Annotated in this window: 10 protein-coding genes; 3 read left to right on the top strand and 7 right to left on the bottom strand. The window is 67.5% G+C overall.

Going from position 1 to position 9,983, the window contains the following annotated elements:
• Positions 1-73: 73 nt before the first annotated feature.
• Entirely contained in the window at positions 74-1,654 is a 1,581-nt protein-coding gene (locus QMG61_RS13980; protein ID WP_283494940.1) for an alkaline phosphatase PhoX, read from the bottom strand.
• 148 nt (positions 1,655-1,802) lie between these two features.
• Between QMG61_RS13980 and QMG61_RS13975 the strand changes: the two genes are divergently transcribed.
• A complete protein-coding gene (locus QMG61_RS13975) occupies positions 1,803-2,537 on the top strand; it encodes an NUDIX hydrolase (protein WP_283494939.1) in 735 nt (244 codons plus the stop codon).
• On the opposite strand, the gene QMG61_RS13970 is transcribed toward QMG61_RS13975, so the two are convergent.
• Together QMG61_RS13970 and QMG61_RS13965 are read right to left on the bottom strand one after the other, a co-directional pair.
• Positions 2,485-2,895 (bottom strand): arsenate reductase ArsC, encoded by a 411-nt coding sequence (locus QMG61_RS13970; RefSeq protein ID WP_283494938.1) that lies wholly within the window; start codon positions 2,893-2,895, stop codon positions 2,485-2,487. The two genes, QMG61_RS13975 and QMG61_RS13970, sit on opposite strands and share 53 nt — an antisense overlap.
• 112 nt (positions 2,896-3,007) lie before the next feature.
• Entirely contained in the window at positions 3,008-4,528 is a 1,521-nt protein-coding gene (locus tag QMG61_RS13965) for a SulP family inorganic anion transporter (RefSeq protein ID WP_283494943.1), read from the bottom strand.
• Positions 4,529-4,709: 181 nt separating this feature from the next.
• Between QMG61_RS13965 and QMG61_RS13960 the strand changes: the two genes are divergently transcribed.
• Positions 4,710-5,093, top strand: a complete 384-nt coding sequence (locus QMG61_RS13960; protein ID WP_283494937.1) for a MerR family transcriptional regulator — start codon at positions 4,710-4,712, stop codon at positions 5,091-5,093.
• A 49-nt stretch (positions 5,094-5,142) separates the two neighbouring features.
• Here QMG61_RS13960 and QMG61_RS13955 read toward each other — a convergent pair whose 3' ends face one another.
• Together QMG61_RS13955 and QMG61_RS13950 are read right to left on the bottom strand one after the other, a co-directional pair.
• Positions 5,143-5,463 (bottom strand): thioredoxin family protein, encoded by a 321-nt coding sequence (locus tag QMG61_RS13955; protein WP_283494936.1) that lies wholly within the window; start codon positions 5,461-5,463, stop codon positions 5,143-5,145.
• A 50-nt stretch (positions 5,464-5,513) separates the two neighbouring features.
• On the bottom strand, positions 5,514-6,188 hold the full coding sequence (locus tag QMG61_RS13950) for a TetR/AcrR family transcriptional regulator C-terminal domain-containing protein (protein WP_283494935.1): 675 nt from the start codon (positions 6,186-6,188) through the stop codon (positions 5,514-5,516).
• 84 nt (positions 6,189-6,272) lie between these two features.
• Between QMG61_RS13950 and QMG61_RS13945 the strand changes: the two genes are divergently transcribed.
• On the top strand, positions 6,273-7,085 hold the full coding sequence (locus QMG61_RS13945) for a DUF4386 domain-containing protein (protein WP_283494934.1): 813 nt from the start codon (positions 6,273-6,275) through the stop codon (positions 7,083-7,085).
• Here the strand turns inward: QMG61_RS13945 and QMG61_RS13940 are convergent.
• Complete coding sequence (locus QMG61_RS13940) at positions 7,022-7,870, bottom strand: shikimate 5-dehydrogenase (protein WP_283494933.1); 849 nt, start codon at positions 7,868-7,870, stop codon at positions 7,022-7,024. The genes QMG61_RS13945 and QMG61_RS13940 overlap by 64 nt on opposite strands.
• Before the next feature lie 195 nt (positions 7,871-8,065).
• Positions 8,066-9,871 carry a DEAD/DEAH box helicase gene (locus QMG61_RS13935; protein WP_283494932.1) on the bottom strand — a complete coding sequence of 602 codons (1,806 nt, stop codon included), beginning with the start codon at positions 9,869-9,871 and terminating at the stop codon, positions 8,066-8,068.
• Positions 9,872-9,983 lie beyond the last annotated feature (112 nt).

Here is a 9,983-nt window from a genome sequence, read left to right as displayed (position 1 = left end):
ATGCCCGGTTTGCCGACGGCAATGGGTGAATCACCCGCGCGGAGCAGCCCGGGGCGGACTGCAGGGCCGGGTCCTAGTCCCGGTCGTCCTTGCCGTCGTGCCGACCGTCGCCGTGTGAGTCTGCGGCGGCCGCGGTGTGCAGCTCCCACGTGACATTGTCACCGTGCTGCTGGGTCCAGAACGTGCGCCAGTCGCCCGTCATTATCTGCGGGTCCGCAGCGCCGAGGATGCCGGCGGCCGTCGGGTCGCCGTTGGACACGTGGATGCCGGTGATCTCATTGTCCCCGTCGTTGTAGCCGGGGCTGGTGTTGTGGTCGTAGGTCGCGGACGCGTCGCGGCCTTCGGCCAGCCAGCGCACGGCCTCTGGAGCCTTCTTGTTCTTCTTGGAGAGGTCGAGCTGGTAGCCGGAGTCGAGCGCGTCGCGCTGGGCGTGAAGCGAGTCGCCGGCATCCTCGACCACGAGCAGTTTGTCCTTGGTCGCGAACTGGATGTTGTCCAGACCCGTGTGCTCCAGGTCGCCGAGGAATACGGGGGACAGTTTGCCGGTCGCGGCGGTCGGGGACGACTGGCTCAGGCGGAAGACGCCGCCGTACGCGCCGGGGAGGGTGCTGTTCTCGTTGGTGTCACCGGTCTCGGTGAAGTAGAACTCCCCGAACTTGGTGCCCGGGCGGAAGACACCGTTCTCGGGGCGCTTGAACGGGGTTGCACCGGCTGCCGCTGCGGCGGCGGTCGACCCGTTGTCGGCGCCGAGGGTGACCGCGACCCACTTCGTGTTGAATGACGCGCCGTACGTGTGCAGGTCGGTGACGAACTGGTCCGACGGGTTGTCCGCGAGCTGCTTGGCCGTGACCGCGGAACCGTCGCCGCGGCTCACCTGCAGTGCCTCCAGCGTTCCGGTGGACAGGTCGCCCTTCTCCGTCGGGGTGAACCGGTAGACGTAGCTGTTGGGCACCTTGCCGCCGGAGGTCTTGGCACCGCCGATGTCCTCGACCAGCCAGACATTACCGGCCGAGTCGTTCTGGATTCCCTCATAGCCACCGGAACCGAGCGCGGGAAGCGGGACGATCTTGCCGTCGACCGGGTCGCCGTTGTCGTCGAGCGTGACGCCGAAGACGCCGCCCTTCGGCGCCGCGGCCTCGGCGGCCAGGAGGAGCTGGTGCGTGAACGGATCCCAGGTGATGCCGTCGAAGGTGGGAACTGCGGCACCGTCGGACCGGGTGTCCGCAATCAGGGTGACCCGCTTGGTCAGATCCGTTTCGTCGAGGTTGACCCGGGTGACGTATCCCTGGGGTCCGCCCTCGTGGCCCTGGAACAGGTAGTGCTTTCCGCCGAAAGTGAGGTAGACGTTCTTGTCCGGCTCGGTCTTGAAGGCCTCGTTCGCATCCTGAGTGAGAGGGCCGCCGTTGGCGGTGTTGTAGCCGTAGTGCGTGATTCCACCGTTCGGGTTGGCCAGCGGGAGCTGACCCCAGGCAACGGGGCTCTGCTCGAGGCCCGCGGCGAGAACATTGTTCTGGATGCCGAAGGCGGAGTTCGCTGCCACGCCGGCACTGCCCTGATCCGGGGTCGCGGCCGCGGGAAGCGTTGCCGCGCTGAGGAAGGCCAGGCCCAGGCCCAGTCCCATTGCGGTGGTCACACCGATCTTCGTGTACTTCATCGTGTCCTCCTTATGGGGGCCGGCGCCCGACCCGCAGACCAGACAAGTCGCCCGAGGTTGCCGCCCGGTAACGGCGACCTGAACGCAGTGTGCCCGGGCGGAGAACGGCGCCCGCCGGGTAAGCAGGGGGAATACGTAGGCTGGAGGCATGCCGCCCGTTCACCCTGACCCTCGCGCCGAGCTTGCGGCGCTGTGCAAGCGCGGCCTCGACTGGCACGTCGACCTGTCGCGCATGCTGCCCGATTCCTCGGGCGCGCGCCCCGCCGCCGTGCTCGTGCTCTTCGGCGTGCTGGACTCCGTGCCGGCGCGTCGGCAGGGTATTCTCGCGCCCGATCTCGACGTGCTCCTGCTGCGGCGTGCCGCGACCCTGGCGAGCCACCCCGGACAGATCGCATTCCCCGGCGGCCGGCTCGAGGCATCCGATGACGGCCCGATCGCCGCGGCGCTCCGGGAAGCCGTCGAGGAGACAGGCCTGGACCCGGCCGCCCTCGAGCCCCTCGGAACGCTGCCCGCCCTTTCGGTCCCGGTGAGCAATCACCTGGTCACGCCCGTGCCGGCGTGGTGGACGCGTCCCTCCGAGGTGGCGGCCGTCGACCACGACGAGACGGTGGAGGTGTTCCGGATGCCGGTGGCTGATCTGCTCGACCCGGCCAACCGGGCGAGCACCGAGCATTCGGTTGAGGGCCGCACCTACCGCTCACCGGCCTTCCCGGTCGACGGCCGGCTCGTCTGGGGTTTCACGGCCATCGTCCTGTCGCGCATGTTCGATGAGCTGGGCTGGGCGGTGCCGTGGGACGGCGACCGGCTCGTCGAACCGGAGGCGGCGGAACCTAGACCGTCGCGGGCAGAATCTCGGCGAGCAGGGCCGTTATGCGGGCCTTGATCTCGTCGCGGATCGGGCGCACGGACTCGATGCCCTGGCCGGCCGGGTCGGCGAGTTCCCAGTCCTCGTAGCGTTTGCCGGGGAAGATCGGGCAGGTGTCGCCGCAGCCCATGGTGATGACGACATCCGATTCCTTGACGGCCTCGGTGGTGAGGATCTTCGGCACGTTGTTCGCGATGTCGATGCCCTCCTCGGCCATGGCCTGGATCGCGACGGGGTTGATCTGGTCTTTCGGGGCGGAGCCGGCGGAGAGCACCTCGACGCGCCCCTCGGAGAGCGCCGTCATGTAGCCGGCGGCCATCTGCGAGCGGCCCGCGTTGTGCACGCAGACGAAGAGGACGGTGGGCTTGATGGTCATTGCGGGGTCCTTTGATCGGGGCTACCCAAAGCATAGACGTTCATCTATGGATCGTGGGAGGTTGGGCGGACGGGTTCACCTGCCGTTCACCCGCGGACCGGGCCCGCGTGGGTCAGTGTTCGCCGCCCAGGTTTCCGGCGAGGCGGTTGTGCATGGTCGTGCTGGCCTCGTTCATGCCCAGCAGGACCACGCGCTTGCCGTGACGTTCGTACTTGTTGGTGATCGCGTCGAGGGCGGCGACGGTCGAGGCATCCCAGATGTGGGAGTTGGACATGTCGATCACGATGCGGTCGGGGTCGACCGCGTACTCGAACTGGGTGGTGAGGTCGTTGCTGGAGGCGAAGAACAGCTCTCCGGTGACCGTGTAGTACGCGGTCGGGGTGGTCTCGTCGAGCGGGAGGGTGCGTTCGACGCTGACGAAGTGCGCAACGCGGCGGGCGAAGGCGACCATGGCGACGATGACGCCGACGATGACGCCGATCGCGAGGTTGTGGGTGAGCACGACGACCACCACGGTGGCGACCATGACGGTCGTCTCGCTCTTCGGCATCCGCTTCAGTGTCGACAGCCGGATGCTGTGCCAGTCGAAGGTGAGCACGGAGACCATGATCATCACGGCGACCAGCGCGGCCATCGGGATGATCGCGACCAGGTCGCCGAGGCCGACGACGAGGATGAGCAGGAACACGCCGGCGAGGAAGGTGGAGATGCGGGTGCGGGCGCCGGAGGCCTTCACGTTGATCATGGTCTGCCCGATCATGGCGCAGCCGCCCATGCCGCCGAACAGGCCGGAGAGCATGTTGGCGACGCCCTGGCCCCAGGCCTCGCGGGTCTTCCGGGAGTGGGTGTCGGTGATGTCGTCGACCAGTTTCGCGGTCATCAGGGACTCGAGCAGCCCGACGAGGGCCATCGCGATGGAGAAGGGGGCGATGATCGCGAAGGTCTCCCAGGTGAGCGGAACATTGGGAATGAACAACTCCGGCAGACTCTTGGGCAGGGCGCCCTGGTCGCCGACGGTGGGCACGTTGATGGCCGTGACGACGGTGGCGATGGTGAGGAGCACGATCGCGACGAGAGGCGCGGGAATGACCCTGGTGATGCGGGGCATCACGACCATGATCACCAGCCCGACGGCGACGAGCGGGTAGACCAGCCAGGTCACGCCGAGAAGGTGGGGGAGCTGCGCGATGAAAATGAGGATGGCGAGGGCGTTGACGAAACCGACCATCACGCTACGGGGGATGAAGCGCATGAGCCTGGCCACGCCGAGGACGCCGAGGACGACCTGGAACACGCCGGCGAGAATCACCGTTGCGATGAAGTACTCCATGCCGTAGTCGCGGGCAACCGGGGCGATGACGAGCGCGACGGCGCCGGTCGCCGCGGTGATCATCGCGGGCCGGCCGCCGAGGAACGCGATCGAGACGGCCATGATGAACGAAGAGAACAACCCGACCCGCGGGTCGACGCCGGCGATGATCGAGAACGAGATCGCCTCGGGAATGAGCGCCATGGCGACGACGAGGCCGGCGAGAACCTCACGGGTGAGCAGGCGCGGGGAGCGCAGCGCGGTCAGGACCGATGGTTCGGCCTTGTAGCGATTGGGCGTGGGGGGAGTGGTCAGAATTGTGATGGGGGCCTTCCGGCAGGCGGCATTCCAGAAGGAGCCGGTGTGGAGTGTGGGTGCGAGGGTGGGCGCTGCGATGCGCTTCCCGGCGCTGTCGCACAGGGAGGGGAGGCGGCGAAGGTCAGCCGACCGTGCAACACTACCCTAACGTTAGGGTTAAGTGCAGTTCCGACGATTGGTACGAAGAATGACGGCAAGGACATCGGACCCGACGATGCACATCGGCGAGCTCGCCGACAAGACCGGGCTGTCGCTGCGCACGATTCGGCACTACGACGAGGTCGGCCTGCTCAAGGCGTCCGGCCGCACCGAGGGCGGATTCCGGATCTACAGCCGGGACGACCTGTCCCGGCTGATCCTGATTCGCCGGATGAAACCGCTCGGGTTCTCGCTCGAGGAGATGACCGATCTGCTGCGGATCATCGACGTGCTCGACGGCGAGGGTGCCCGTGATGCGGTCGTCCGCTCCGAACTGGAGACCTTCATCGCGCAGGCCGTGGAGCGCCGGGCGAAGCTGGAGGAACAGCTCGCCATGGCCGATGAGTTCCTGGAACTTCTGCGCCGCCAGTGATGTCGGTCGGCGGGCGCGGCCGGGTGCGGCCGGGCGTGGCAGGTCCGGGTCAGGTCGACGTGCCCGATCGTTCGCGGATGACCTCGACGAGGTCGCCGGTCGAGGGCACTCCGGCCGGTCCCTGGCCGCTTCGATAGACCCGGCAGGCCAAATCCGTGACTCGCTCGCTCGTCGGGAACGCATCCACACCGTCCAGCAGGATGGTGGGTGACCCGGCGAACGGTGACGCGGCGGCTTCCTCGCCCGAGGTGAGTAGGCGAAAGTCGATCACGACCTCGAAATGCCCGGTCTGATTCAGCGCGTCCCTGAGCACGACGCCGGCGGCCGCCGAGTTCGGGCAGTCAGCGATGTAGAGAATTTCTGCCTTCATGCCCCCATTCTGCCGCTGAAGTCGGATTGCCGCTGCGCCGACCCCGGAGTTCACGGCCCGGCGAGGCGACGCTCGAGGGCATCGAGGAGGAGATCGAGGCCGAATGGGAACTCGTCGGCGTATCGATAGCCGGGCTGGAGAACGTGTTGTGTCGTGAGTTCGGCGAGATAGGGGTACTCGTCGCCGGGCAGATTGGCCAGGAAGACCTGCGCCATCGCGGCGGACTCCGCTTCCGTCGTGAATGGCAAGGACTTCTCCTGCATCGCGAAGCCGTAGATGTAGCTGTCGACGGCCGAGAACGCGTGGGCTGCCAGGGCGACCGAGAACCCGCCGTTCCGGAGGGTGCCGATCACGCGGTCGTGGTGCCGGAGCGTGGACGGTCCGGGTTGCGTGCCGGAATCCTTCAGCCCGGTGGCCCAGGGGTGGCGAGACAGCGCGTCTCGAAAAGAGATCGACCGTTTGCGCAGGGCCGTTTTCCACTCCTCTTCGTCGGACGGGAGGTCGATCTCGCTGTAGACCCGGTCGATCATGCCGTAGAGGAGGTCGTCCTTGTTGGCGACGTGGTTGTACAGCGACATGGCCTCGACGCCGAGTTCCTCGCCGAGCCTGCGCATGGTGAGCGCGTCAATCCCGGCCGTGTCGGCCAGGGCGATTGCGGTATGGAGCACGCGGTCCCGGTTCAGGCGCACCCTGGGCGGGGCAGCCGCTTTTGCTGTCGATGCCATGGGGTCTCCTGCCTTCTCCTTGACAAGCTTACTGCGTAAAGCTAATTTACTTACAGCATAAGCTTACGACGTAAGGAGATCATGATGAGTGCAGTCCGACCGACCACGCACGAGACCGTGGGGGAGCCGCGACCGACCACCCTGGACTTCAGGACCTGGCCGCCGCGCACCGCCAGCCTGGTCGCGGGGATCGCGCTGGCGCTGATGGCCGTGCTGGCCGGCTTCGGTAACTTCGGCGCCATCGTGACTCTCGTCACTCCCCACGATGCGGAGCAGACCGCCGAGGCCATCGCCGCCTCCGCACCCCTGTTCTTGACCGGTGTGGGCAGCCTGTACGTCGTGACGATCCTCGATCTCCTCGTTGCCGCTGCGCTCTACGCGCTGTTCCGGCCGGTGAATCCGGTCCTCTCCGCCGCGACCGCGTGGACCAGGGTCATTTTCGCGCTCGTGTTCATGGTGGCTATCGGCCGACTCGTGAGTGCTTTCACACTCCTGGACCGCCCGGAGGAGGCCCTCCGCGAGATCGAGGCGTTCACCGCCATCTGGGTGACCGGCCTCGGTCTGTTCGGGATTCACCTGGTGTTGGTCGGCTACCTGGCCTACCGATCCGGGTTCATGCCGCGAATCTTCGGCATCCTGCTCGGGATTGCGGGCCTCGGTTACCTCCTGGACGCCGCCGGAACGGTCTTCGTGGCCGGCTTCACCGCCGTCTTCGGCCAGTTCCTGTTCGTCGGCGAGGTGGCGCTGATCTTTTGGCTGCTGATCAGGGGCCGCCGCCTCACCCCGGGCGAACGCCAGGGCACCGTCGAAGCCGACCGGATGTCACCGGTCGGTCACGCGCGCGCGAACGCCGACGCGGCGAGCACCCGCTCCGGCGTCGGCCGCAGACCGGTGTAACGCTCGAACTGTTCGGCGGCCTGCAGGGCGATGACCTCGGCACCCGTGATGACGGTCTTCCCGGCAGCCCGGGCGGCCAGGATCAGCGGGGTCTCGGCCGGAAGCGCCACCACGTCGAAGACAGTGTCGGATGCGGCCACCGCCCCGGCGGTGAAGGCGGATTCGGCCGCCTGGGCGCCGCCGGCCATGCCGATCGGTGTGACGTTCACGAGCAGGGGCGCCGTCGCGGTGCCCGGCTCGGCGAGCCAGCCGTAACCGAGCTCATCGGCCAGGGCGCGCCCGCTCCGCTCGTTGCGGGCAATGATGGTGCCGTCCGCGAATCCGGAATCACGCAGCGCCGCGGCGACGGCCTTGGCCATGCCGCCGCTGCCGCGGAGCAGGAACGGGGTCGCCGGATCGAGGGCGTTGCTGCGCAGCAGCTCGGCCGCGGCGATGTAGTCCGTGTTGTAGGCCCGGAGGAAACCGTCGTCGTTCACGATCGTGTTCACCGACTGAATGGCCGTTGCCGAGGCGTCAAGCTCGTCGACGAGGGCGATCACGTCTTCCTTGAACGGCATCGACACCGAGCATCCGCGGATGCCGAGCGCCCGCACCCCGCCGATGGCGCCGGCCAGGTCGGTGGTGGTGAACGCCTTGTAGACGAAGTCCAGCCCGAACTGTTCGTAAAGATAGTTGTGGAAGCGGGTGCCGAAGTTGCTCGGCCGCGCTGCCAGGGAGATGCAGAGCTTGGTGTCCTTGTTCAATGCCGGGCGGGTCGGTGCCGGTTGAGTCGCTGTGTCAGTCATCGCCTCCCATGCTACGGGCGACGTGCATAACTCCTGCAATTTATTGCCCAAGCCCGGATCCGGCGGATTTTTGGGCATTCCGGCCGAAATTGCAGGAGTTATGAAAAAAAGACGGGCGGCGGCTCGGTGTTGGACCGAGGTCCAGAACAGCCGAGCCGACGCCCGTCTCGATGCCGCGAGGTGCGGCGCGGGGCGCTAGTCGCGGCGCGGCCTGCGCGGGGGCCGGTCGCCCCGGTCCTCGCGTCGGACCGGACCGCCCTTGTCGGCGTGGATCTCGATCAGCTTGCCGCTGATTCGCGTGTTCGCCAGCCGGTCGAGGAGGTCGCCGGGCAGGTCGGCCGGCAACTCGACGAGCGAGTACTCGGGGTTGATCTGGATGTGGCCGAAGTCTTCGCGGCTCAGTCCACCCTCGTTGGCGAGCGCTCCGACGATCTGGCGCGGCTCAACCTTGTGGCGTTTGCCTACCTCGATGCGGTAGGACGCCATGGACCGGGTGTTGTCGCGTGGGCGGCGTTCCGGGCGTTCAGCCCGGTCGCCCCGGTCGCCCCGGTCGCCGCGGTCGCCCCGATCGTGATCGGCACGGGCGCGCTCGGCGCGGTCGCCGCGGTCGGCACGCTCGGGCCGCTGCGCGCGGGCATCCGCGGCGGTGAGGAGCAAGGGCGTCTCGCCCTGGGCGACGACCGCGAGGGCGGCAGCCACGTCCGTCTCGGGCACGTCGTGGTGCGAGACGTAGTGACCGATGATGTCGCGGAAGGCACTGATCCGTTCGGACTGGCCGAGAGCCTCGGTGATCGCATCATCGAAGCGCGTCAGGCGGGTGACGTTGACATCCTCGAAGCTCGGCAGCTGCATCTGCGTCAGCGGCTGGCGGGTGGCCCGCTCGATCGCGTTCAGCAGGTGACGTTCACGCGGCGTGACGAAACTGATCGCGGCGCCGCTGCGGCCCGCGCGGCCGGTGCGGCCGATCCGGTGCACGTACGATTCCGTGTCGATCGGGATGTCGTAGTTGACGACGTGGCTGATCCGCTCGACGTCGAGGCCGCGCGCCGCGACATCCGTTGCCACCAGGATGTCGAGCTTGCCCGATTTGAGCTGGTTCACCGTGCGCTCGCGCTGCACCTGGGCAACGTCGCCGTTGATGGCCGCCGCGGAGTAGCCCCGCGCGCGGAGCTTCTCGGCGAGCAGTTCCGTCTCGTTCTTGGTGCGGGTGAACACGATCATGCCCTCGAAGTTCTCCACCTCGAGGATGCGGGTGAGCGCGTCGACCTTCTGCGGGTACGACACCATCAGGTAGCGCTGGGTCGTGTTCGCGGACGTCGTGGTCTTGTTCTTGATCGTGATCTCTTCGGGGTCGTTCAGGTACTTCTTCGAGATCCGCCTGATCTGCGCCGGCATGGTAGCCGAGAACAGGGCCACCTGCTTGTCGTCGGGGGTGTCGGCGAGGATGGTCTCGACGTCCTCGGCGAAGCCCATCTTGAGCATCTCGTCGGCCTCGTCGAGCACCAGGTACTTCAGCTGGGACAGGTCGAGCGTGCCTTTTTCGAGGTGGTCCATGATGCGACCGGGCGTGCCGACGACGATGTGCACCCCGCGGCGCAGCGCGGAAAGCTGAACGCCATAGCCCTGTCCGCCGTAGACGGGCAGCACGTGCACGCCGCGCATGTGGGCGGCGTACTTCTCGAACGCCTCGCACACCTGCAGGGCGAGCTCACGGGTCGGGGAGAGCACAAGCGCCTGCGGGGTCTTCTGGGCCAGGTCGAGCCGGGAGAGGATCGGCAGCGCGAAGGCGGCCGTCTTGCCGGTTCCGGTCTGGGCGAGTCCGACGACGTCGCGACCGGACAGGAGCGGGGGGATGGTAGCGGCCTGGATGGCCGAGGGGGTTTCGTATCCGACGTCTTTGAGTGCCTTGAGCATTGCATCATTGAGCCCGAGGTCGGAGAAAGTCTTCGCTACGGGGGCAGTGTCTGCCTCACGTGGCGTGGTGGTATCAGGGGGCGTCATACTACCAACGGTATCGCGTCCGGGTGGGCGACCGGTTCCTCAGCGGGGATCTGCCCCGAAATCGGCCGATGCCAGGTCCGAACGCGGTCGCATCCGCCGGTCGGCTGAACCG

It is taken from the genome of Cryobacterium sp. PH31-AA6 (assembly GCF_030063195.1).
Taxonomy (GTDB): domain Bacteria; phylum Actinomycetota; class Actinomycetes; order Actinomycetales; family Microbacteriaceae; genus Cryobacterium.
This window is presented reverse-complemented; position numbering and strand designations above follow the sequence as displayed.